Source organism: Lentzea cavernae, assembly GCF_014653695.1.
GTDB lineage: Bacteria > Actinomycetota > Actinomycetes > Mycobacteriales > Pseudonocardiaceae > Lentzea > Lentzea cavernae.
In genome coordinates this window covers 76,064-98,859 of the sequence record NZ_BNAR01000011.1, presented here as the reverse complement: position 1 = coordinate 98,859, position 22,796 = coordinate 76,064, and the positions used below count along the sequence as shown (strand labels likewise).

General features: G+C 70.2%; 22 protein-coding genes. 14 read left to right on the top strand and 8 right to left on the bottom strand.

Annotated features, from left to right (window positions below; translation table 11 throughout):
* The first annotated feature begins 333 nt into the window (after positions 1 to 333).
* The 3 genes from IE307_RS30885 (at position 334) to IE307_RS30875 (ending at position 3,462) form a co-directional block, all read left to right on the top strand.
* Positions 334 to 1,185 (top strand): PspA/IM30 family protein, encoded by an 852-nt coding sequence (locus IE307_RS30885; RefSeq protein WP_191302916.1) that lies wholly within the window; start codon positions 334 to 336, stop codon positions 1,183 to 1,185.
* A gap of 34 nt (positions 1,186 to 1,219) precedes the next feature.
* Complete coding sequence (gene pspM, locus IE307_RS30880) at positions 1,220 to 2,041, top strand: phage shock envelope stress response protein PspM (protein WP_191302915.1); 822 nt, start codon at positions 1,220 to 1,222, stop codon at positions 2,039 to 2,041.
* 236 nt (positions 2,042 to 2,277) lie between these two features.
* Positions 2,278 to 3,462, top strand: a complete 1,185-nt coding sequence (locus tag IE307_RS30875; protein WP_308436414.1) for a uracil-xanthine permease family protein — start codon at positions 2,278 to 2,280, stop codon at positions 3,460 to 3,462.
* A 55-nt stretch (positions 3,463 to 3,517) separates the two neighbouring features.
* On the opposite strand, the gene IE307_RS30870 is transcribed toward IE307_RS30875, so the two are convergent.
* Positions 3,518 to 4,495 (bottom strand): quinone-dependent dihydroorotate dehydrogenase, encoded by a 978-nt coding sequence (locus IE307_RS30870; protein WP_191302913.1) that lies wholly within the window; start codon positions 4,493 to 4,495, stop codon positions 3,518 to 3,520.
* 86 nt (positions 4,496 to 4,581) lie between these two features.
* Here IE307_RS30870 and IE307_RS30865 point away from each other — a divergent pair, with 86 nt between their 5' ends.
* Entirely contained in the window at positions 4,582 to 5,016 is a 435-nt protein-coding gene (locus IE307_RS30865) for a hypothetical protein (RefSeq protein ID WP_191302912.1), read from the top strand.
* Here IE307_RS30865 and IE307_RS30860 read toward each other — a convergent pair.
* Genes IE307_RS30860 through IE307_RS30850 form a run of 3 tightly spaced genes read right to left on the bottom strand, consistent with a single transcriptional unit; the run spans position 4,994 to position 7,864 of the window.
* A complete protein-coding gene (locus IE307_RS30860) occupies positions 4,994 to 6,232 on the bottom strand; it encodes a cytochrome P450 family protein (protein WP_191302911.1) in 1,239 nt (412 codons plus the stop codon). The two genes, IE307_RS30865 and IE307_RS30860, sit on opposite strands and share 23 nt — an antisense overlap.
* A gap of 32 nt (positions 6,233 to 6,264) precedes the next feature.
* Positions 6,265 to 7,026, bottom strand: a complete 762-nt coding sequence (locus IE307_RS30855; protein WP_191302910.1) for an Fpg/Nei family DNA glycosylase — start codon at positions 7,024 to 7,026, stop codon at positions 6,265 to 6,267.
* Complete coding sequence (locus IE307_RS30850) at positions 7,019 to 7,864, bottom strand: ParA family protein (RefSeq protein ID WP_191302909.1); 846 nt, start codon at positions 7,862 to 7,864, stop codon at positions 7,019 to 7,021. The genes IE307_RS30855 and IE307_RS30850 overlap by 8 nt, the downstream gene beginning before the upstream one ends.
* 33 nt (positions 7,865 to 7,897) lie before the next feature.
* On the opposite strand from IE307_RS30850, the gene IE307_RS30845 reads away from it, so the two are divergent.
* From IE307_RS30845 to shbA, 6 genes are all read left to right on the top strand, one after another.
* A complete protein-coding gene (locus IE307_RS30845) occupies positions 7,898 to 8,617 on the top strand; it encodes a class I SAM-dependent methyltransferase (protein ID WP_191302908.1) in 720 nt (239 codons plus the stop codon).
* A 113-nt stretch (positions 8,618 to 8,730) separates the two neighbouring features.
* Positions 8,731 to 9,300 carry a sigma-70 family RNA polymerase sigma factor gene (locus tag IE307_RS30840; RefSeq protein WP_191302907.1) on the top strand — a complete coding sequence of 190 codons (570 nt, stop codon included), beginning with the start codon at positions 8,731 to 8,733 and terminating at the stop codon, positions 9,298 to 9,300.
* The gene (locus IE307_RS30835; RefSeq protein ID WP_229905233.1) at positions 9,297 to 10,013 is read left to right on the top strand and encodes a class I SAM-dependent methyltransferase; all 717 of its coding nucleotides are present in this window, start codon (positions 9,297 to 9,299) and stop codon (positions 10,011 to 10,013) included. The genes IE307_RS30840 and IE307_RS30835 overlap by 4 nt, the downstream gene beginning before the upstream one ends.
* A gap of 85 nt (positions 10,014 to 10,098) precedes the next feature.
* Complete coding sequence (locus tag IE307_RS30830) at positions 10,099 to 10,665, top strand: sigma-70 family RNA polymerase sigma factor (protein ID WP_191302906.1); 567 nt, start codon at positions 10,099 to 10,101, stop codon at positions 10,663 to 10,665.
* A gap of 103 nt (positions 10,666 to 10,768) precedes the next feature.
* Positions 10,769 to 11,446, top strand: a complete 678-nt coding sequence (locus IE307_RS30825; protein WP_191302905.1) for an RNA polymerase sigma factor — start codon at positions 10,769 to 10,771, stop codon at positions 11,444 to 11,446.
* A 233-nt stretch (positions 11,447 to 11,679) separates the two neighbouring features.
* Positions 11,680 to 12,171, top strand: a complete 492-nt coding sequence (gene shbA / locus IE307_RS30820) for an RNA polymerase sigma factor ShbA (RefSeq protein WP_229905262.1) — start codon at positions 11,680 to 11,682, stop codon at positions 12,169 to 12,171.
* Here shbA and IE307_RS30815 read toward each other — a convergent pair.
* Entirely contained in the window at positions 12,152 to 13,462 is a 1,311-nt protein-coding gene (locus tag IE307_RS30815; RefSeq protein WP_191302904.1) for a type I glutamate--ammonia ligase, read from the bottom strand. The genes shbA and IE307_RS30815 overlap by 20 nt on opposite strands.
* Before the next feature lie 12 nt (positions 13,463 to 13,474).
* Between IE307_RS30815 and IE307_RS30810 the strand changes: the two genes are divergently transcribed.
* The 3 genes from IE307_RS30810 to IE307_RS30800 all read left to right on the top strand — a co-directional run bounded on the left by IE307_RS30810 (position 13,475) and on the right by IE307_RS30800 (position 16,623).
* Entirely contained in the window at positions 13,475 to 14,572 is a 1,098-nt protein-coding gene (locus IE307_RS30810) for an amidohydrolase family protein (protein ID WP_191302903.1), read from the top strand.
* Between the two features lie 30 nt (positions 14,573 to 14,602).
* A complete protein-coding gene (locus IE307_RS30805; RefSeq protein ID WP_191302902.1) occupies positions 14,603 to 15,877 on the top strand; it encodes a DNA polymerase IV in 1,275 nt (424 codons plus the stop codon).
* 86 nt (positions 15,878 to 15,963) lie between these two features.
* Positions 15,964 to 16,623, top strand: a complete 660-nt coding sequence (locus tag IE307_RS30800) for a hypothetical protein (RefSeq protein WP_191302901.1) — start codon at positions 15,964 to 15,966, stop codon at positions 16,621 to 16,623.
* A gap of 898 nt (positions 16,624 to 17,521) precedes the next feature.
* Here IE307_RS30800 and IE307_RS30795 read toward each other — a convergent pair.
* The gene (locus IE307_RS30795) at positions 17,522 to 19,060 is read right to left on the bottom strand and encodes an alkaline phosphatase D family protein (protein ID WP_229905232.1); all 1,539 of its coding nucleotides are present in this window, start codon (positions 19,058 to 19,060) and stop codon (positions 17,522 to 17,524) included.
* Entirely contained in the window at positions 19,060 to 19,566 is a 507-nt protein-coding gene (locus IE307_RS30790) for a phosphoesterase (RefSeq protein ID WP_191302900.1), read from the bottom strand. The genes IE307_RS30795 and IE307_RS30790 overlap by 1 nt, the downstream gene beginning before the upstream one ends.
* Before the next feature lie 282 nt (positions 19,567 to 19,848).
* Here IE307_RS30790 and IE307_RS30785 point away from each other — a divergent pair, with 282 nt between their 5' ends.
* Positions 19,849 to 20,244, top strand: a complete 396-nt coding sequence (locus tag IE307_RS30785) for an SCO2097 family morphological protein (RefSeq protein WP_089917304.1) — start codon at positions 19,849 to 19,851, stop codon at positions 20,242 to 20,244.
* Positions 20,245 to 20,320: 76 nt separating this feature from the next.
* Here the strand turns inward: IE307_RS30785 and IE307_RS30780 are convergent, their stop codons facing one another.
* On the bottom strand, positions 20,321 to 22,795 hold the full coding sequence (locus IE307_RS30780) for a transglutaminase TgpA family protein (RefSeq protein ID WP_191302899.1): 2,475 nt from the start codon (positions 22,793 to 22,795) through the stop codon (positions 20,321 to 20,323).
* Position 22,796 lies beyond the last annotated feature (1 nt).

Sequence of the window (22,796 nt, the reverse complement as noted above, 5' to 3'; positions counted from 1 at the left end):
GCCCTCCGGCGAGCGGGGCCGCCTGCATTCGGGTGACATGTCATCGACTGTGGCCGCCGCCACGTGACGGTCTGCAACAAGTTCGGCGCTCCGTACGTTCAACTCACAACGGACGCAGCGCGCTGAACGGCAGGCAACGGCTTGGCATCAGCACGCTGGGTCACCGCGTCTGCGGGCGCGGGTGCGGGCAGGATTGGCACGTCGTCAGGCGTGTACTCCTAAGTCCCGGGGTGGGTCAGGGTGTTCCCGGATATCTCCCCGTGTCGGTGGATACGCCGACGCACAATTGAGACGATGGATCCAACACCGGCACCGAGAAGGCAGGCGTAGGAGATGGCCAGTCCGTTCGTGAAGTTCTGGAAGTACCTGATGGCGTCGTTCTCGTCGAAGATCGACGAGCACGCTGACCCGAAGGTGCAGATCCAGCAGGCCATCGAGGAGGCGCAGCGTCAGCACCAGGCGCTCTCCCAGCAGGCGGCAGCCGTCATCGGCAACCAGCGGCAGCTGGAGATGAAGCTGAACCGCCAGCTCGGCGACGTCGAGAAGCTGCAGGCCTCCGCCCGTCAGGCCCTCGTGCTCGCCGACGAGGCGCGCTCGAAGGGCGACGAGCAGAAGGCGACGCAGTTCGAGAACGCCGCTCAGGGCTTCGCCACTCAGCTCGTCACCGCCGAGCAGGGCATCGAGGACCTGAAGACGCTGCACGACCAGTCGCTGGGGGCCGCCGCGCAGGCGAAGCAGGCCGTCGAGCGCAACTCGATGATGCTGCAGCAGAAGCTGTCCGAGCGCACCAAGCTCCTCAGCCAGCTGGAGCAGGCCAAGATGCAGGAGCAGGTCTCCGCGTCGCTGAACCAGATGAGCGAGCTCGCGGCGCCCGGCAACGTGCCGTCGCTCGAAGAGGTCCGCGACAAGATCGAGAAGCGCTACTCGACCGCGCTGGGGTCCGCCGAGCTCGCCCAGAACTCGGTGCAGGGCCGGATGCTCGAGGTGCAGGCCTCGACCACCCAGCTGGCCGGTTCGTCGCGTCTCGAGCAGATCCGCGCGTCCATGCACGGCGGTCAGGCGAGCACGCCGCAGCAGGTCACGGCGGGCAACAGCGCGGCCGCGCAGATCCAGGCCGAGATCGCGCAGCGCGTCCAGTCAGAGCAGAAGACCACGCAGCAGCAGGTCCCGCCCGCCCAGAACTGACGGGCAGCGGGGCAGGAGGAGTCAGCAGGTGATCATGGAGCCCTGGAGAAACCGTCCCAACAACGAGATCGTCCGCAAGGTCGTCAACGAGTTGGGTGCGTCGCTCCAGGGCCACCCGCTGGCCGAGCAGGCGCGCTACCGCATGCAGAAGTGGAACGACCCGGTCGCGAAGCTCGAACGCAAGCGCAAGCGCACCAACGCCGTGCTGACGTTCTGGCTGATCGTCATCTCGATGCTCGGCACGCTCGCCGTGCTGGGCTTCACCGACGTGCTCGGCACGTGGGCCGCCGTCACCGGCTCGATCGGCGCGGCCGTGCCCGCCGTCCTCGCCGTGCGCAGCGGGTTCAAGCTGAAGGAACTGGGCGTCGCCCGGCAGCGGCTCGCGTTGTCGCCGCCACCGCCGCCCCGGCCGCCGTTGCCCGCGCACATCTCGTCCGCGCGCGTCCCGATGGAGAAGCTCCACAGCGCCGAGGACGCGATGGCCCAGCTGCTCGTGCAGCTCGACTCGCCCGCGCTCACGTCGATGCCCACCGAGTCCGTCCAGCACGCCCGGCAGACCGCCCAGGAGGCCGCTCTGGCCATCAGGGCCGTGTCGGCGCAGCTGCAGGCCGTCGAACGCGCCCGGGACAACGCGCCGCACCTGGAGCGCGGGTCGTTGGTCGAGGGCGTCCGGGTGCTCAGGGGTCAACTGGCGGACGGCGTGGACCGCTACTGTGCGTTGGTGGCCGAGGCCGGCAAGGCCCTGGCGGCGAGCACGCAGTTCCAGAACCCGGGCGAGGTCCTGGACGACGCGACCGACCACATGGCCGGTTTGGCGTCCGCGATGCGCGATGTCTCAGGCTATTCAGCGTACTGAATGTAACTCTGAGTAATCGCGTGCCGCTATTCGGCGAGTCTCTCTGGAGATCTTTGCTGCAATCGTGTGATTATCGGACTGTTATCTAGCCGTAGCCGCTACATGGCGTGGCAGGATCTCGGGGCCGGTCTGCGGGAAGTCCGGCTGAATTGCCGGGAGGCAGTGCGTTGGCGTTGTGGACCGTGCACGGGGACGGTCGGATCACCGACAGTGAAACCGTCGCGCCCCAGGAACGGGTGAGCTGGCCGCTCACCATCGGGTTCGGAGTGCAGCACCTCGTCGCCATGTTCGGCGCGACGGTGATCGTTCCCACCGCCACCGGCCTTCCCGTCGCCACCACCCTGCTGTTCTCCGGCCTGGGCACGCTGCTGTTCCTGGTGATCACGAAGAACCGCGTCCCGAGCTACCTCGGCTCGTCCTTCGCCTTCGTCGCGCCCCTGGTGGCCGCGCGCGAGCAGGGCATCGCGGCCCAGCTCGGCGGTGTCGTCGCCGCGGGCCTGCTGGTGATCGTCGTCGGCATCGCGGTCAAGGCGCTCGGCGTGCGCCTGCTGGAGTCGGTCATGCCGCCGGTCGTCACCGGTGCCGTCGTGATCATCATCGGCCTGAACCTCTCGCACCAGGCCACCACGAACTTCGGCGAGCAGCCCCTAATGGCCGCACTGACGACCGTGGTGATCCTGCTGGCCGGCGTGCTCGGCCGCGGCCTGGTGTTCCGGTTCTCGATCCTGATCGGCTTCGTGGCGATCTGGATGGGCGGGCTGGCGTTCGGCGCCGTGTCGTCCGAGCGGATCACCGCGCTGCGCGACGCGGCCTGGGTGGGCCTGCCGAAGCTGTACCAGCCGGAGCTGAGGCCGTCCGTCGTGCTGCTGATGCTGCCCGTGGTGATCGTCCTGGTGGCCGAGGTCGTCGGGCACGTGAAGGCGGTCGCGGCGCTGACCGGCCGCAACCTCGACGGCAGCGCGGGCGACGCGATCATCGCCAACGGCCTGTCGACGGCGCTGTCCGGCCTGGGCGGCGGCGCCGGCACCACGACGTACTCCGAGAACATCGGCGTGATGGCCGTGACCCGCGTCCAGACGACGGCGGCGTTCGCGTTCGCGGGCGTGTTCGCCGCGGCGCTCGCGTTCTCCCCGAAGGCCATCGCGCTGTTCGGCACCATCCCGCCGGGCGTGCTCGGCGGCTGCACGCTCGTGCTCTACGGCCTGATCGTGCTGATCGGCGTGCGGATCTGGATGGACCGCGGCGTCGACCTGGCGAACCCGGTCAACGCGATGGTCGGCGGCGCCGCGCTCGTGGCCGGTGTCGGCGACCTGACCATCGAGATCGGCGACCTCGAGATGGGCGGCATGGTGTGGGGCTCGCTGCTCGTCGTGTTCCTGCACCCCGTGATGCGCTGGCTCAGGGCCGCACGGCACAACTAGCCGCTCCTCCACTCCGGACCGGTCCGAAGTGGAGGAAGTCCGCTGTGGACGGTGCCTACCTCAGCGCCTTGTTGATCCTCGACACCAGCCCGGGACCCTCGTAGATGAACCCGGTGTAGATCTGCACGAGGCTCGCGCCGGCATCGATCATGCGCTGGGCGTCGTCGGCGGACGCGATGCCGCCGACACCGATGACCGGCAGGTCGCTGTTCTTCGTGATGAACCGGACCACGTCGTTCGCCCGCCGGGTCAGCGGCTTGCCGCTCAGCCCGCCGGTCTCCGACGCGTGAGCGCTCGTGAGCCCCTCACGGCTGAGGGTGGTGTTCGTGGCGATGAGGCCCTTGATGCCGTTGTCGACGCACACCTGGATGACCTCGGCGATGGCGTCCTCGGTGAGGTCCGGCGCGATCTTGACCAGCATCGGCTTGTCGGTGGCCCTGGTGAGCGTCGCGACGAGCTCGGTGAGCGCGCCCTTGTCCTGCAGGCTGCGCAGACCGGGCGTGTTCGGCGAGCTCACGTTGATCGCGTAGTAGTCGCCGTGGTCCTGCAGCGCGTTCAGCGAGTTCAGGTAGTCCTGCACGGCGTCCTCGACCGGCGTCACCTTGGACTTGCCGAGGCTGATGCCCAGCGGCGCCTTGAGCCGGATCTTGCCGAGCTTCGCGGCAAGCGCTTGCGCACCCGCGTTGTTGAAGCCCATCCGGTTGATGATCGCCTCGTCCTCGCGCAGGCGGAACAGGCGCGGCTTCGGGTTGCCCGGCTGCGCGTGCCACGTGACCGTGCCGACCTCGACGAACCCGAACCCGAGCGCGGCCCACGCCGGCAGCGCCCGCCCGTCCTTGTCGAGGCCCGCCGCGAGCCCCACCGGGTTCGGGAAGCGGACACCGAAGACGGTGCGCGGGTTGTCCTGCCCGCGGGCGAACCTCGCCACCGGGCTCAGCCGGGCCATGGCGTTCAGCGTGGTCTCGTGGACCCGCTCCGCGTCGCCGCCGTGCATTCCGAACAACGCCCTGCGCACCACCTGCTTGTACACCACGCACCCACCCTATAACGCCAGCTCAGGGTGGCTGCGAACCCCTCGGGTCAGGCTGCGCTGTCACGCCGCCGGGCATCATGGGACGCATGGGAGATCTCACGGACGAGGCGCGCGCTCTGCTCGAAGGCGGAGCGACCGCTCGAGAGGCGTTCATCGCGCTGTGGCGGCCAGACAGGCCGTACTACGACGTGGCGCTCGCCGTCAGCGTGGCGGTGGGCAACTCGGTCGAGAACGTCGTGGGTCGCCTCGAGCCCAGGTCGGCCTGGGCCGACGAGCCGGAGGCGGACGAGATCGACGGCTGGGCCGCGGAACTGGACGCGTGCGGGATCTTCGACCTGCACGTCGAACTGACGGCGGGGCAGCAGTCGACGGCGGCAGAGCTGTGGCGGAGCTTCCAGGCGCTGCTGCCGATGCCGTCCGGACGCGGCCACCACTTCCTGCGGCTCTTCCGGGCGGGCAACCTCGACGAGGCAGGCCGGGAACTGGAGAGGCTGCGCGCTACATCGGCTTCGGCACCTTGATCGTCGCCTGCTCGTCCAACGGCATCGCGGGCTTCGCCAGGAACGTCACCGGCAACGCCCGCAACCCCCTGCTGCCCAGCGACACCCTCCACCCGAGCGGCTGCGAGGTGTCCAGGGCCAGCCCGGCGCAGCGCCCCAGCAGCGTCCGGAACGCGATCTCGCCCACCAGCCGGGCCAGCGGCGCGCCCAGGCAGAAGTGGACGCCGTGCCCGAAGGCCAGGTGCTGCCGGTCGGCCCGTTCGATGTTGAGCTGGTCGGCACGCGGGTAGCGGTTCGGGTCGTGTTCGGCCGAGGCGAGTGACAGCAGCACGACGTCGCCCGCCGGGATCTGCACGCCGCCGATCGTCAGCGGCTGCGTGGCGAAGCGCAGCAGGTGCGAGGTCGGGCCGTCGAACCGCAGGAACTCCTCGATCGCGCCGGGGAGCAGGGACGACGAGCGCTGCAGCAGTTCGAGTTGCTCGGGGTGGCGCAGCAGCGCCAGCGCGCCGTTGCCCACCAGGTCCACGGCGGTCGTGTAGCCCGCCACGAGCAGCAGGAAGGCGAGTGAGGCCAGTTCGGTGTCGGACAGGGCGGCCTCACCGGAGGAGCGGGCCAGGCCGCCGATCAGGTCGTCGTCGCCGGACGTGCGCTTGTGCGTCACGAGGTCGCGCAGGTAGCCGGAGGTCTCCTCGCGGGCCGAGGACGCGTCGCCGTCCGCCAGGCCGGTGACCACGTCCGCCCAGTAGCGGAAGTTCTCCTGGTCGACGGTGGGGACGCCGAGCAGTTCCATGATCACGGTGATGGGCAGCGGGGCCGCGAAGTCCGCGATCAGGTCGCAGCGCCCGGAGTCGGCGAAGGAGCCGGTCAGCTGGGCGGCCACCTGCTCGATGCGGGGACGCAGCCCGGCGATGCGGCGGGGCGTGAGCTGGCTCGACACCGCGCGGCGCAGGCGCGTGTGGTCGGGCTCGTCGCTGTTCATCATGTGGTCGGACAGGTCGCCGAACCACCAGGACGCGAAGTGCGGATGGCCGCGCAGGGGTTCGGCGAGCGCTGAGCCGTGGGAGGACAGCAGCGGGTTGTCCAGCGCGGCGCGCACGTCGGGGTAGCGGGTCACGAGCCACATCGGCACGCCGAAGGTCTCGACCCGGTGCACGGGGCCTGCGTCGCGCAGGCTCTTCAGCACGGCGTACGGGTCGTCGGTGAAGCCGGGGCGCAACGCATCCAGATTTACCGCCATATTGGGGCACACGGCCCCGGAGGCGTCTCGGTTCAACCGGATTGGCATTTTGGGCAGAAGTACACAAATCTGCCGTCGATCTCGTCCGATCGGACTCTTGTGCGGCACCGCAAACAGGGTTTGCCGGTCCGTTCGAAAACGTAGTGCTGCACGCGCAGGTCGCCGGTGGTGCTCTGTTCCGGCCGCCACTGGTTCGCCTGCAACAGCTTGCGTGACAACGCAACCGCACGTGAGGGGTCCACGGCGGACACGGGGGCGGTCGGTAGAACGCGCAACAGGAAACACACTTCCGCGCGGTAGAGATTGCCGACGCCGGCCATGATCCTTTGATCCAACAATGCGAGGCCGACGGGTCGCGAAGTGTCGGCGGTCAACCGCCGAACGGCCTCAGCGGCGTCGAAGTCGGGTGCGAGAAGATCAGGTCCGAGGTGCGAGATCAATCGATCTTCCTCGGAGGTCGGCACGAACTCCATGTCGTGCAGCGCGAATCCGATGGCCTGCCGGTCGTCCACCTCGAACACGGCGCGGGCCTGGTGCGCGGGGCGGCGCCAGCGCTCACCGGGCCGGTAGAGGTGCCACGAGCCGTCCATCCGGAAGTGGCTGCGCAGGCTGTTGCCGTCGGAGAAGTGCGTGAACATGTGCTTGCCGTACGTGCGCACGCCGAGCACGTCCAGGCCGGTCAGGTCCACCGCGGCCAGCCGGGGGTGCCGCAGCTCTCCCCGCAGCAGGGTCTTCCCGGCCAGCGCGTCGTTCATGCGATGACCGGCCAGGAAGACCGTGTCCCCTTCAGGCATCCACCGCTTCCTGGATCTCGTCGTCGTCGAAGTCGTGGTGCACGGCGCGGCGCCGGCTCCGCGAGATGCGCTGGATCCGGGCGAGCAGCAGGTTGAACGCCAGCGCGACCTCTCGGGCGCCTGGAGTACCCCACTCGTGGATGGGCATGCATGCGCCCTGTGCCTGCTGCACGGCGAGACGGTCCGGCAACGCCACCGGCATCACCAACGGCCCGAAGATGTCGCGCAGCTCCTCGATGCGGAACTGGTGCTCGTGCGAGCGCGGACGCACGCGGTTCACCACGACGCCCAGCGGCTGCAGGTCGGCGTTGTTGATCTCCCGCTCGTTCTGCACCGCCTCGAACGCACGCTGCACGCCCGCCACCGCGAACATCGTCGGCTCGGTGACCAGCAGCGCGCGGTCGGCCGCCACCAGCGCCGACCGGGTCAGCTGGCCCAGTGACGGCGGGCAGTCGAGCAGGACGAGCTGGTACGGGAACTCGTCGTACATGTCCCGCAACGTGCGCAGCGCGTCCTTGAGCCGGTGCAGCCGCGACTCGTTCGGATCGGGGTGGTTGAGCAGCTCGGCGTCCTCGGACCCGGACAGCACGTCGATGCCGTCGCCCCACCTGCTGGGGCGGATCGCCTGCTCGACGTTCTCCTCGGACGGGTCTTGCAGAACGTCGTAGATGGTCGCCTTGGACTCCTCGGGCTCCAGCGTCGACGTGGCGTTGCACTGCGGATCAAGATCGATCACCAGAGTGCGGACACCACGGCGGAGGGCGGCAGAGGCCAGGCCGAGCACCACCGTCGTCTTGCCGACGCCTCCCTTGAGGCTGAGCACGGACACCGTATGCACAGACCTACTCTAGGGTCTCCTACTCTGTTGGACATGCGACCGGACGCCGTACAGAGGGTGCTCGACGCCGAATTGGCCGCCGCACGCGAGCGCAGGGGTGGAGAACAGCCCCGCGTGCTCGACGTGGGAGGCGGCAGCGGCGTCTGGGCCGTGCCCCTTGCCGCAGCAGGGTGCGTCGTCACGGTCGTGGAGCCCTCACCGAACGCGTTGGCCACGTTGAACACCCGTGCGCGCGAGGCCGGTGTGACGATCAACGCTGTTCAGGGCGACACGGACGCGTTGGGTGTTCCCGCCGGCGAAGCCGATCTGGTGCTGGCGCACGGGCTGCTGGAGGTCGTGGACGACGCACCGGCCGCGCTCGCCTCGCTGGCCGCCGCCGTGGCGCCCGGCGGCGCGGTGTCGGTGCTGGTCGCGAACCGGTTCGCGGCGATCCTGCACCGGGCGATCGCCGGGCGGATCGTCGACGCGCGCAGGCTGCTGGACGACGACGCGGGGCAGCTCGCGGGCACGCGCGACCCGTTGCAGCGCCGGTTCGACGTCGCCGGACTCGAAAAGCTCGTGCTGGATGCCGGTCTGGGTGTCGAGATCCTGCAAGGTCACGGTGTAGTTTCAGATCTCGTGCCCGGTGTGGTGCTGGACGCGAATCCGGGTGCCGCCGACGCACTCGCCGAGCTGGAACTGGCCGCCGCAACGCGTTCCCCGCTCCGAGACGTCGCCGCCCGGCTGCACGTGCTCGCCCGCCGGACCCCCTGACCGCACTCGATCATCCGGGTTGCATTCCCAGCTTTTATGACCCTGATGAGTGGTCCCAAACGACGCGGCGGCGACAGATAATGGCTCCGCTGCCGACGTAGGGAACCAACGCGATGGAAAGTTCCGACCTGCTGGCCTCCTTGGTCAACGAGGCCGTTGCGGGTGACCGGCCTGCCGTCGAACGGCTGCTGGCCTCCGTGCGACCGCTCGTGGCGCGGTACTGCCGTGCGCGCGTCGGCCGCAATGAACGGGCGTACGCGTCGGCTGACGACGTGGCGCAGGAGGTGTGCCTCGCCGTGCTGACGGCGCTGCCGACCTACCGCGAGCAGGGAAGACCGTTCCTCGCGTTCGTCTACGGAATCGCCGCGCACAAGGTCGCGGACGCCCACCGGGTGTCGGCGCGCAACCGCTCCGAGCCCGTCGCCGAGGTTCCGGACGGTCCGTCCACGACGGTCGACCCCGAGGAGAACGCGCTGCTCGGCTCGCTCTCGGTGCGGCTGGGGCAGCTGCTGCGGCTGCTGCCGGACAAGCAGCGCGAGATCCTGCTGCTGCGCGTCGTGGTCGGTCTGACGGCGGAGGAGACGGCTGAGGCGATCGGGTCGACGCCGGGCGCCGTGCGGGTGGCTCAGCACCGTGCGCTGGCCAAGCTGCGGACGACCGTGGGGGTCGAGGAGCTGATTTGACCGGTGCCTTCTACGACGCACTCGCCGGGACGTACGAGCTGATGTTCCCGGACTGGGACGCGTCGATGGCCCGGCAGGCGTCGCAGCTCGCGGAGTTCATCCCGGCGGGCGCGCGCGTTCTCGACTGCGCGTGTGGCATCGGCACACAGGCGATCGGTCTGGCTCTGCGCGGCTATCAGGTCGTGGGCGCCGATCTGAGCCCCAAGGCGGCCTCTCGGGCCGTTGTGGAGGCCTCGGCGCGTGGCGTCACGCTGCCCGCGTTCGCCGCGGACATGCGCTCGCTGCCGTTCGCGGATGGCTCTTTCGACGTGGTCCTCGCGGCGGACAACGCGTTGCCCCATCTGCTGACGGCCGAAGACGTGCTCGCGGCGTTGCGGGAAATGCGGCGCGTGCTGCGTCCCGGCGGCCGGCTCGTCCTCTCGACACGGGACTACGACGCGATCCGGAGCGCACGTCCGTTGTCGACTCCTCCGTCCGTCGGGCCGGGTCGTGTCGTGTGGTTCCAGCTCTGGCACTGGGACGGCGATCAGTACGAACTGGAGATGTTCCGGCTGCACGAAGCCGAGTCCTGGCGGGTGGTCGTGGGCAAAGCACGGTATTGGGCGATTACTCGTCACGAAATCACCGAATTGGCGGAACGCGCGGGTTTCGATTACGTGGAGTGGTTGCTCCACGCCTATTTCCACCCGCTCTTCGTTGCGACAAACGGGTGACGTTTGAAGTTTCTCCCTACTTTCCGCATAAGGAGTGACGGGTCGCACGTCTCCTCCACGGGAAGTCGACGAGGGGACACTTCGGATGGAGAGTTCAGCGTTATCCGCGGAACTGGTCAACCTGGCTGTGCGGGGCGAGCGCAGGGCCACTGACCAGCTACTTCGCTACCTGCGTCCGCTGGTGGTGAAGTACTGTCGCGCACGTGTGGGACGTTCCGCGACAACCGCGGACGACGTCGCGCAGGAGGTCTGCCTGGCCGTGCTGACGGCCCTCCCGAACTACCGGGAGCAGGGCCGGCCGTTCCTCGCGTTCGTCTACGGCATCGCCGCGCACAAGGTCGCCGACGCGCATCGGGCGCTGGCCCGTAACCGTGCGGAGCCGGTGGCGGAGGTGCCCGACCAAGCCGTGCGGGCCGGTGGACCGGAGGAGTTCGTCCTCCAGGACGAGCTGAACGGCACGCTCGGTCAGCTGTTGCACGTCCTTCCGGACAAGCAGCGCGAGATCCTCGTGCTGCGCGTCGTGGTGGGCCTGTCCGCGGAGGAGACCGCGGACGCCGTGGGCTCGACGCCGGGTGCGGTGCGCGTCGCGCAGCACCGCGCGCTCGGTCGCCTTCGCAAGGAAATCGCGTTGCTGGCTGTCCCGATCGGGTGACATTCGTTTGCATTTGTGACGAGTCGTAGCGGATGCGTGGGGTGAACGCACCCAAACGACATACCTAGAGGGCAGGAAGACACCGACATAGGGACCAGGGGGCATGGACAGTTCGGACTCAGCGCCTGCCGCCGACCGGCTGCGCGTCGACGGGGTGCTGGTGCAGCACTTCCGCGAGTCGGGGTTGTCCGGGCCGCGCTGGGACCAGTTCCACCGCCAGCTTCTCGGACACGGCCTCACGATCGTTACCAAGCTCGTGCGGTCCGGGGCCATCTTCGCCCGCTCCGGCCGCAACGGCCGGTACCTGCAGCAGCAGGAGATCCCGCGGCAGGAGGCCGAGGAACTGGCGAGCGACGCGGTGTACGAGGGGTTCGTCTACTTCCGGGACCGGGGTCTGCTCGGCCGGGAGTGGTCCGTCGAGAAGGGGCAGCCGTTGAACGAGTACTTCGTCAACGCCTGCGTGCTCGCGTTCCCCAACGTGTACCGCCGCTGGCAGACGAGGGCTCACGGCTGGCAGGACGTGCGGCTCGTGGACACCCTCGCCTCCCTCGAACACGTCGTGGCCGAGGGGACCCCCGAGGACGCGGTGATCGAGCAGCAGGTCGCGAACGCCGCGTTCGCGACGCTGAGCGAGGACACCCGGCGGTTGCTCTTCCTCCATGACCAGGGCTATTCGCATGCGGAGATCGGTGAGTTGATGCGACTCACCCCGCGCGCGGTCGAAGGACGGATCCGGCGGGCGCGTCTCGCGGTGCGCCGGCGTCCAGAAGAGGAACGGTGATCTGCGTGGAGTTCACACCCGGTCTGCACCGCAAGGTGCCCGCGGAGGCCGTTCAAGGCTCATCCGTCGGTGGGCCGGTCTCCGCTTCGAGGGGCACTCTCGACGCTTTGGTCGAGCGGACCACCGTCGCTCCTGAGGCTCCGGTCGATCCGCCGGCGCCCTCCTACTACTCAGGCCGTCCGCAGTCCGCCGACGAGCACGTCGCGCGCGCTGTCGCCGGTGAGCGCGCCGCCATCGAACGGCTGCTGGGCACCATCAGGCCGTTGATCGTGCGGTACTGCCGTGCGCGCGTCGGGTCGTTCGCGTCGGCGGACGACGTCGCGCAGGACGTGTGCCTGGCCGTGCTGACCTCGCTGCCGTCGTACCGCGACCAGGGGCGGCCGTTCCTGGCGTTCGTCTACGGGATCGCGGCGCACAAGGTGGCGGACTCGTTCCGCAGCTTCTCGCGCAACCGCTCCGAGGCCGTGTCCGAGCTGCCGGAGTCGATGGACACCGCGGCGGGACCGGAGCAGCGGGCGATGCAGGGGGAGCTGTCCGACCAGATGGCGACGCTGCTGCGCGTGCTGCCCGAGAAGCAGCGCGAGATCGTCGTGCTGCGCGTGATGGTCGGGTTGTCGGCGGAGGAGACGGCCGAGGCGGTCGGGTCCACGCCCGGCGCGGTGCGGGTGGCCCAGCACCGGGCGTTGTCGCGGCTGCGCAAGGAGCTCAGTGCCGCCAGCGAGTGATGTTCGCGATGCCCTGCGGGCTCGCGTCCTTGTACCGCTCCATCTCGCCGCGCCGCACGTCGGCGATCGTGCCCGCCAGCTCCCGGCCGAACGCCTCCGTGAGCACGGCGTCCTCCTCGAACTCGTCGACGGCTTCCTTGAGCGACGTGGGCAGGCGCTGGACGTCGCCGAGCAGCGCCGGGTCGACGTTGAGGCCCTCGGGTAGCCCGGCCCCGGTCGCGATGCCGTCCAGACCGGCCGCGATCACGCCCGCGACGACGAGGTACGGGTTCGCGGTCAGGTCGAAGCACTTGATCTCCAGGTTGTCCCGGACCAGGCGCAGGGCCGTCTCCCGGTTCTCCTCGCCCCACGCCACGAACGGCGCGGCCCACGTGTTCGGCACGAGCCTGAGGTAGCTCGCGAGAGAGGGACAGCCGATCGCGCACAACGCGCGGAGGTGGGTGAGAACGCCCGCGCTGAACCGCCTGGCCTCGTCCTGGAAGCCGTCGAAGAGGTTCGTGCCGTCGCGCCAGAGGCTGAGGTGCAGGTGGCCGCCGTTGCCGACGCCGCCGTTGACGACCTTGGGGGAGAACGACGGGCGCAGGCCGTGCCGGATCGTGACGGCGCGGACGGTCTCCTTGACGAGCACCGCGGTGTCCGCGGCGGCCACGGGGTCCTCCGGCGTGGTGGAGATCTCGAACTGGCCGGGTGCGTACTCGGGGTGGAACTGGAGGACCTCGACGTCCTGCTGGTCCAGGGCGTTGAGGAGGTCGACGCAGTAGTCGGACAGCTCGACCTGGCGGGCGTGGCCGTACGCGGAACCGCTGGTCGCGGGCACCCAGTCCTCGGTGCCGGTCTTGCCGACGCACCACTCGATCTCGAAGCCGGCCCGGGCGGTGAGGCCCTGCTCCGCGAGGGTGCGGACCGCCTTGCGGGCCTGCAGCCGCTGGTCCATCGGGTACGGGACGCCGCTCTGGAAGTGGCGGTCGGCGGGGGCCCAGGCCCAGCCCGGCTGGCCCGCGAGCACCGTGAGGCGGTCGAGGTCGGGGTGCAGGCGCAGGTCGCCGACCGGGCCTCCGGCGAAGCGGCCCTGGATGATCCAGTCGTCGAACAGGAACACGTCGAACACCGGTGACGCGCCCACGCCGTGCGCCGCCGCGTGGGCCAGCCTGCGCAGGGGGACGGACTTGGTGCGGGTGATGCCGCTGTTGTCGACCCAGGTGAGCGCCACGACGCTCACGTTCCGCGCGTGAAGCCCGTCGAAGAGTTCCGTCGCGCGCTCGAACCGCTGGTCCCGTTCCGCAGAGTCCACGATCCTGAGGGTATGGGCATTTTGCCGTTCGTCGCCGAACTCGGGCTGGTCGACCACCACTGCCACGGGGTGTTGCGGGAGGACAGCGCTCGTCCGGAGTTCGAGTCGCTGTTGCTGGAGGCCGGCGAGGTCTCCCCGCTGGGCGGGTCGTTCTTCGACTCCGCCGTGGGGTTCGCGGTGCGGCGGTGGTGCGCGCCGTTGCTGGACCTGCCCCGGCACGCCCCGGCCGGGGAGTACCTCGAACGGCGGAACTCGCTGCACGTCGCCGAGGTGTCGCGGACGTTCCTGATGGCGTCCGGGATCCACACGTTCCTGGTGGACGGCGGGTTCCGGCCCGACCGGCTGTTGCCGGCGTCCGAGCTGGCCGGGCTGGGCGGGGGTGTCGCGCACGAGATCGTGCGGCTGGAGGCGCTGGCTGAAGGACTGAGGCCCACGGTGTCGCCGTCGGAGTTCGTGTCCGCTGTTCGGTCGGCCCTGGCGTCGTCGCCGGCGGTCGGGGCGAAGTCCGTCGCGGCGTACCGGATCGGGCTGGGGCTTCCGGGTGTGCGGCCTGCCGACGCGGACGTGGTCCAGGCGGTCGGGCGGTGGTCGTCGGGGCGGCTGGTGGACCCGGTGGTGATCACCTGGCTGGCGTGGGAGGCGTTGGACGCGGGGCTGCCGTTGCAGTTCCACGTCGGGTACGAGGACTCGGACCTCGACCTGCACCGGTGCGATCCGTCGCTGCTGACGCCGTTCCTGAGGGCGACTGCTCCGCTCGGTGTGCCGGTGCTGCTGTTGCACAACTACCCGTTCCACCGGCAGGCCGGATATCTCGCGCAGGTGTTCCCGCACGTGTTCTGCGATCTCGGGCTGGCGACGCACGGGCTGGGGCATCAGGCGTCGCGCGTGTTCGCCGAGGCGCTGGAGATCGTGCCGTACGGGAAGTTCCTGTTCTCCACCGATGCGTTCGCTCTGCCCGAGTTGTACTACCTCGGCGCGTTGCTGTTCCGGCGCGCGTTGTCGGACTTCCTGACCGATGGTCTGCGGCGTGACGCGTTCGCCGAGGAGGACGCCCAGCGGATCGCACGGCTCATCGCGTCGGAGAACGCTGCTCGCGTGTACGAACTGTAGGATTCGCACTGGCGTTCGAAAGGGGTGTTCATGGGTCGCAGTGCGAACCTGCCACGCGGCCTGGTCGACCGGTTCCGCGCACGTGACGGCGTCTGGCCTGACGACACGGGCTGCCGGATGCTGCACGTTGACATGGACGCCTTCTACGCGTCGGTGGAGATCCGCGAACGGCCCGAGCTCGAGTCCGTGCCGGTCGTGGTCGGCGGCGTTGGTGGACGTGGTGTCGTGTGTTCTGCCAACTACCTCGCGCGTGAGTACGGCGTGCGTTCGGCGATGCCCACCGCACATGCTCGCCGTCTGGCTCCTCATGCCGTGTACCTGCCGCCGCAGTTCCACCTCTACCAAGAGGTCTCGCGCGGGGTCATGGAGATCTTCCGCGACATCACGCCGTTGGTGGAGCCTCTCTCGTTGGACGAGGCCTTCCTCGACGTCGGTGGCGCGCTGCGCCGGCTCGGTCTCACGCCGGGCGGTGTGGGGGAGCTGATCCGGTCCCGCGTGTTCGCCGCCCACGGTGTCTCGTGCTCGGTCGGTGTCGGGTCGACGAAGTTCCTCGCGAAGCTCGCCTCGGGCATGTGCAAGCCCGACGGCATGATGGTCGTGCCCGCCGCTGCATCTCTGGAGTTCCTGCACCCGCTGCCGGTGTCCGCTTTGTGGGGCGTGGGCGCGAAAACCGCCGCACGCCTTGAGGAACTGGGCCTGGAGACGGTCGCGGACGTCGCCGCGATGCCTCTGCCGCGCCTGCGCCGCAAGATCGGCGTGGCCCTGGCGGAACACCTGTACGCGTTGGCCGCCGGTGTCGACGACCGCGCGGTGGTGCCCGTGTCGCGGGAGAAGTCGATCGGCGCCGAGGAGACCTTCGAGGTCGACGTCACCGACCGCGCGATCCTGCGCCGCGAGCTGCTGCGACTCTCCGAACGCTCGGCAGGATCGTTGCGCGCCAAGGGTTTGCTCGGCCGGACGGTGTCGATCAAAGTCCGCTTCGGCGACTTCACCACGATCACCCGCTCGCGCACCCTCCCGGTGGCAACTGACGTGACCCAGGAGGTCTACCGCGTCGCCGCCGAGCTGCTGGACACCCAGGTGCCGCCAGGAGCGATCCGCCTGATCGGCGTCCGGATAGAGGGCCTTGACAACGCCGACTCCGCCCAGCAACTGATCTTCGACGCCCCGGAACGCGGCTGGCGCGAAGCCGAACAAGCCGCTGACCAGGCCCGTTCCCGCTTCGGCTCACTGGCCGTCCGCCCGGCCTCACTCCTGCGCGACAGTCCCGAAAGGACAGCGGACTTCGAACCGAAGCCCGAGTGATCGCAACCTGTCCACACCCCGCGAGTTGTCCACAGATCCCCGCCCACCCCGCTTCCCCACCCCTCCCCCGGGCGCACCCTTGACCCATGCGCCACCCCATCGACCTCGAAGCCCTGGGCACCCTCTTCGTCCACCGAGTGGCCCCGGTGGCCGCCCTGCTCCACATCGGACTGTCGTCGTCCCTGATCGACCAGCGCTCCCGCCCCGGCGGCCCCTGGCAACGCCTGTTCCCGAGCATCTTCCTGCTGTCCAGGGCGGGCCCGTCCCGCGAACAGCTCGTGCAGGCAGCCCTCCTCTACGCGGGCGAGGGCGCCATGCTCACCGCCTTCGACGCCTTGTACCTGCACGGCATGAGATCCGTCCTGCCGACAGCAGACGCCATCCACGTCCTCGCCCCACGCCACTCCAGAGCCTGGGGCCACGCCACCCTGCGCCTGGAACGAACAGACCGCCTCCCCAGACCGGCCCTGCGCCGGGGCTTCCACGTGGCCCCCTTGGAACGCGCCGCCGTGGACGCGATCCGCCGCACCCACTCGATCCCGGACACCAAGGCCATCCTCGACGAGGTGTCGCACTACGTGGGCATCCAGGCCCTGCGGGCCGAACTGGCCATGGCCCCGCGCAAGGGCACCACCCTGGCCCGCAAACTCCTGGGCGACTCCCCGGCCCGCCAGCTGGAGCTGGCGGTGATGGACGGCCGCGCCCCGGCGATCCCGCAGGCCCGCACCCCGCTACCGATCGGCTGACGCCCTTGGCCCACAGGGAAACCGCGCCCACCGCACCTCGCACCTCGGGCACCGCACCTCGCGCCTGGTGTCTCGGGCACCGCACCTGGCACCTGGTGTCTCGGGGACCGGGCCTCGCACCTGGTGTCTCGGGCACCGGGCCTCGCACCTCGCTTCTCGGGCACCGCGCCTCGCACACCTGGTGCCCCAGGCAGGGCGTCTCGGGCACCGCGCCTCGCAGCTGGCGCCTCGGGCACCGCGCTTCGCACTTGGTGCCAGGCGCGGGGCGCATCGAGCAGGACGGCCTCGCGCCTGGCCTCGGGCACCCTTCACCGCGCATCTCAAACGGGCCTGGCCGCTTTCCCGCCCGTCCACCGAGGACACCCGAAGGCGCGCCACGCCCCTGCGCGGACCTCCGCCGCGAAGTCCCGGTCACCGCCGGCTCGAAGCACCCGCGCACCACCCACCTCACACCCCGCGCATCACACGACACCTCAATCGGGCAGGCCGCCTTCCCACCTGCACCCCGCGCAGACGCCTGCGAGGCGCGTCGTCACCGTGTGGGGACCTCCACCGCCGCCAACCCCAGTCACCACCGAGTTCCGCTCAGCCACAACATCCAAGCCGTCAGGCACCCGAGCTGCCGAACCAGAAACAGCCGACACCGCCGGCACCGCCGCCTTGCCGACACCGCCGCCTTGCCGACACCGCCGCCTTGCCGACACCGCCGCCTTGCCGACACCGCCGCCTTGCCGACACCGCCGACCCGCCGACACCGCCGACCCGCCGACACCGCCGACCCGCCGACCCGCCGACACGCCGACCCGCCGACCCGCAGGGAGTGGAGGCCCTCACCGTCCAGCCCGAACAGCACCCAGAAGCCCCCACAACCCAACGCGGTCAGCGGGTCCGGCACCCCCTAAGCCCGCCGGTACTGCGCCGCAGACCCCACCGTCCCCAGGTCCTCGTAACTCCCAGCCTTCCCCCGGTCGACGTGGAACGTCGTCAGCGTCGACACCGGCGACGCGGCGTCCCGCCGATCCCCGATCACCTTCATGTGCGTGGTGAACCGCTCCGGCGTCACCTCGTACACGTCGTAGCCGTACCTGTTGCCCTCGAAGTACTTCAGGTGCGGGTTCGCCGCCCCCATCACGGGGCCGTTGACCGCGTTCCACTCCGGCGAGTAGGCGCCGGAGGTGACCGAGTGCGCGGTGAACTCGGTCCCGATCACCGGAGAGGAGAGGTCGTCGAAGTCGGGCCTGATGTCGTCCACGAAAGCGGAGTGCCAGTCGCCGGTCAGGACGACGAGGTCCTTCAAGCCCGAAGAGGCCACGTGGCCGAGCACCTCGCGGCGTTCGGCGAGGAAGCCGTCCCACTGGTCGGTGAAGTAGTAGCCGCCGCCCTGGCGGGCGAGTTGGGAGAGCATGATCGAGTTGATCCACACCTGCCACGCCTCGCGGGCGCCCGAGATGCCGTCCAGCAGCCACTGCTTCTGGGAGGCGCCGAGGATCGTGCCGTCGGCGAGGTTCTGCGCGGAGCGGAACTGGCGGAGGTCGAGCACTGTCAGGTCGAGCAGCGAACCCCACTGGCGGCGGCGGTGGATCTGGGGCTCGAGAGCGCTCCCAGAGCGGATCGGGAGGTGTTCGTACCAGGCCTGGTAGGCGGCGGCGCGGCGTTTGACGAAGGGGGCGGAGCCCTCGGTGCCGCTGTAGTCGTTCACGACCTCGTGGTCGTCCCACGTCAGGTAGAAGGGGTGGGCGGCGTGGGCGTCGCGTAGTGACGGGTCGCCCTTGTACAGGGCGTGGCGGCGGCGGTAGTCCGCGAGGGACAGCACGGCGGGGCCCTCGTGGTCGCGCACGTGTGCGCCGCCGACCTGGCCGTGCTCGTAGATGTAGTCGCCCAGGTGCACGACGAAGTCGAGGTTCTCGGCGGCGATCCCGCGGTGGGCCGCGTAGAAGCCGTCGTGGAACGCCTGGCAGTTCGCCGTCGCGAAGCGCACCTTCGGCACCGGGCCGACGGGGGCGGTGCGGGTGCGGCCGACGCGGGAACGCTTGCCCAGGGCCGAGAACTGGTAGTAGTAGGTGCGGCCGGGACGTAGTCCGTGCACGGGCACGTGCACGCTGTGCCCCAGCAGGACGGACGCCGCGACGGTTCCGCCGGCGACGCGCGAGCGCATGGTGCGGTCGGTGGCGACGGACCACTCGACCTCGACGATCTCGGGCAGCGGTTGTTCGAAGGCCAGGGGTTCGGGGGCGAGCCGGGTCCACAGGACCACGCTGTCCGGCAACGGGTCCCCGGATCCGACGCCGAGGCAGAAGGGTGCCGCGTCCCAGGACGCTCCGAGGTCCAGGGCGGCCGCGTGGGCTTCGGCGGGGGACAGGCCCGCGGACAGCGGCCACACGGTGCCGAGAGCGCCGGCGGCGGCCGCGGCGCGCAGGAGATCACGTCGGTTCAGCATCAGCGGCCTCCGACCGTGAACGAGATGTTGTCGGCGTAGCCGTCGTTCGACGTGCCACCACCGGATCGGGTCATCTGCAGCGTCACCACGGCGGTGCGGCTGCCCGGCGGCACGGTGCCCGTGGCGGACCGCTCCAGCAGGCCCGTGCGGCCCGAGCGCTCCTCCGCGGTCACCGGTCCGAGCACCACCAGACCGCGTGGCGTGCCGCCCGCGTCGAGGAACTCGACCGAGAGTCGAGCGCCGTCCTGTTGCGAGGCGTAGCCGCCGAGCCACGCGGACACCGCGAACTGAGACGATCGGCGGGGCAACGTCACGCTCTGTCGCAGCGTGCTCAGTGGTGTGCCGCCGCCGCCGAAGAACGACGAACCGCGCTGCGGCGGGCCTGGATCAGCCGGCCCCGGATACCCCTGGCCGGTGTCGTACCGCAGCGCCACGGGGGTGCCGGCGACGACGAGCCAGCCGGTCAGGCCCTGCTCGGCGGCGCCGTTGACGATGAGTTCGGTCATGCGACCGATCCGAGCAAGCGGGGCTTTCCCGGGCAAGGCCCGCAGCCGAACTGCATGTGAACGCAAGGCCACAAGGGGCCGGAAGGAGCCTCACGAAGGCCTCACCACTGCCCCAGGAGGATGATGGTGACAGAACAGACCGTATGAGAATGCCGACTGGCTAGTCGCCGGGGCGCGCGGATCGTATCCTGGAAGGTGACGTCCCCAGGGTGGGTCGTCCGCCGGGTTCGGCGGAAACCGAAAACACCCGGCGCCCGCGACCGCTGTGCCGGAGGAGGAACGATGCCACTCTCCGAGCACGAGCAGCGACTGCTCGACCAGATCGAGCGCGCGCTCTACGCCGAGGACCCGAAGTTCGCATCCACCGTACGAGGCGCCAAGTTGCGGCGGCCGTCCAAGCGGCGCCGCGTACAAGGCATCGTGTTGTTCGTCGTCGGCGTTGCCGCGCTCATCACCGGAGTGATGCTGCCGGCGCTCTCGATCGCCAGCATCCCCGTGGTGAGCGTCTTCGGCTTCCTGCTCATGTTCTTCGGTGCGCTCATCACCCTGACGACGTTGCGTCGCGGTGACCAGGTCGCCGAGGGAGCGCAGGAGGACGGCAAGCCAGCGCGCAGCCGCAGCTCGTTCTCCGAACGGATGGAAGAGCGCTTCCGCCGTCGCTTCGACGAAGAGCAGTAAGCCCCACCGAACAAGCTTCGAAGCGAAGGGCCCGCCCCCGAGAGGGGGCGGGCCCTTCGCTTCGTCCGACGAACAGCTACACCCCGACGGGCTCCCGGTCGGGCGCGTCGGCCACCGGCGCGGGCGCCGGCTTCAGCACCGACTTCGGGAACAGCTTCGCCCGCACCGACAGCGGGGCGTTCTGCCGCAGCGACTGCCGCACCGCGGCCAGCGCGCCGGGCAACGCCGGGTCGGCGGCCGGGTTCGGGCTGTACCAGGACCGCTCGATCGCCCCGATCACCGTGCGCAGGCCGTCCTTGCCCGCGTCGTCGAGGTTGTGCTCCCGCGCCAACCGGCGGGCGGCGATCCTGATCGTCTCGGCGGCGGGCACCGGCGCGCCGCGGTCGATCGACTCCGCCATGAGCTCGCTCCAGGCCGCCGAAGCCGCTCCGGGACCCAATGCCGTCACCGCGTGCAGGTGGTTGCGCCGTCGTACGGCACGCACGAGCATCGGTGTGAACAGGAGCCCGGCGAGCACGAGCAGCACCGCGAGCCACCACGACAGCAACGCGGCCGCGAGCCCCACGCCTATCAGCCACAGCCCGGCCGCGGCCGGCACCAGCAGCTTGCGCGCCCACGACACGCCCATCAGGCCCGCGCCGATCACGCCGAGCAGGGCCAGCACCAGGAAGATCGACAACAGCGCCGCGAGCAGCAGGACCACTCCCAGCGCCCACAGGTGCCACGACGGCGTGCTCTCGGCACTCGCCTGCGGCAGCCCCTGGTCACCGTCCTCGCCGTCGGGCGAGGCCGAGGCCTGGGCGGAGCCGGACGCGGACGGCGCCGCCGACTCCGTCGTCGTCTCGGCGGTCGGCACCTCCTCCTGGCCCGGCGCCGTCTCGCGCAGGTACGGCGGCTGGATGCCCCGCCCGTCGGAGATCGGGGTCGGGTCGAAGGTCATCCAGCCGAAGTTCGGGAAGAAGATCTCGACCCACGCGTGCGCGTCGTCGGTGCTGATCACGCGGTAGGAGTTGTCCGCGGACATGACACCGGCGGTGAAACCGATCGCCACGCGTGAGGGCAGGCCCACCACGCGGGCCATCACGGCCATCGCGGACGCGTACTGCTCGCAGTAGCCGACCTTGCTCCTGAGCACGAAGTCGGTCAGCGCGTCCCTCGTGACGTCGCCCTGCGTCCTGAGCTCGTACTTGAAGTCGCTGGTGGGGCTGTTGAAGAACTCGGAGAGCTTCGCCGCCTTGTCGAAGTCGTTGGTGGCGCCCTCGACGACCTTCTTCGCGAGGTCCACGACCTCCTGCTCGACCCCGTCGAACTTGTAGTACTCGCGGTCGACCGCGTTCGCCTGGGTCGGCGCCAGCCGCAGCGCCTGCTTCGTCGGCGTCGACATCACCGTGTCGATCTCGTAGGAGTCCGGTTCGCGCTCGCGCTGGGTGTAGATCACGCCCTTCTTCGAGTCGAACTGGTAGTCGTCGTCCGGGGTGTCGATGCGGCGGACGGCGCCGTAGGTCGGCAGCCAGAAGCTCCGCCAGTCACGCGGTTCGACGTTGATGCGGGTGGTCTTGCCCTCGCCGCGGTCGCCGGGCTGGGGCGGAAGCTCACCGCGCGCGGGCTGGCCGCCGGGAGGACTGCCGCGCACCCAGCCCTTGTTCGGCACGTACTCGGCGAGCGTCGACGCCCGCATGTAGGCCGCGTCCTCCATACCGCGCACGTAGAACACCTCGGCGGTCCTGCCGCGGTCGAGCATGCCGCGCAGCGACGTCATCTCGCTCAGCCCGATACCGCCCTTGCCGCCACCGCCGACGCCGCTGCCGGGCAGCCTGCCGACGGTGCCGACGAGCGTGAAGCCCGCGCCGACCACCAGCGCGATCACCATCGCGATCGCCGCCACCGAGGTCGCGGACCCGCCGGACCCGCTCGCCGACCCGGAGCCGAGCCTGCCGCGCCACGCCTCGTGCCGGTGCTGGCCGTCGACCGCGAGCAGCATCGCGAACGCCGCCGCGCCGAGGATGAACGTCCAGAACGGCAGCATCTCGTCGGCCAGCGACGCGGGCACCGCGAACACGCACAGCAGCACCAGCCCGGACGCCGCCGGAGCCGCCGCGGCCACCGCGAGCGTGTCGACCAGCACCGCGACCAGGCCGATCGCCAACACCACGAGCGCCTGGATCGCCGGTGACGCGTGCACCGGCGGCACCCCGGTCTGCACCTGCGCGACGGACTCCGCGAGCACGTCGCCGAGTTCGCCCAGCGCTTCGGGACCGGGGATGAACAGGAAGATGCCCGACCGCGTGTGCAACGCCGTGAGCAGGCACAACAGCACGACCACCTGGGCGATCGCGACCAGCGGCGGGGTCAGCCGGGTCGCGCGCAGGAACGCGCCGGTCACGGTGATCGCGACGATCACCACGCCGATGCGCACGAGCCACAGGTCGCCCTCGATCACACCGGACAGCGCGGTGGAGGCGCAGAGCACGGCCAGCGCGGCGATCCACGGCGTCGCCGACGTGAACCACTCGGGCTCCGCGTTCCTCGCGGGAGCGGAACGGGTCCCCATC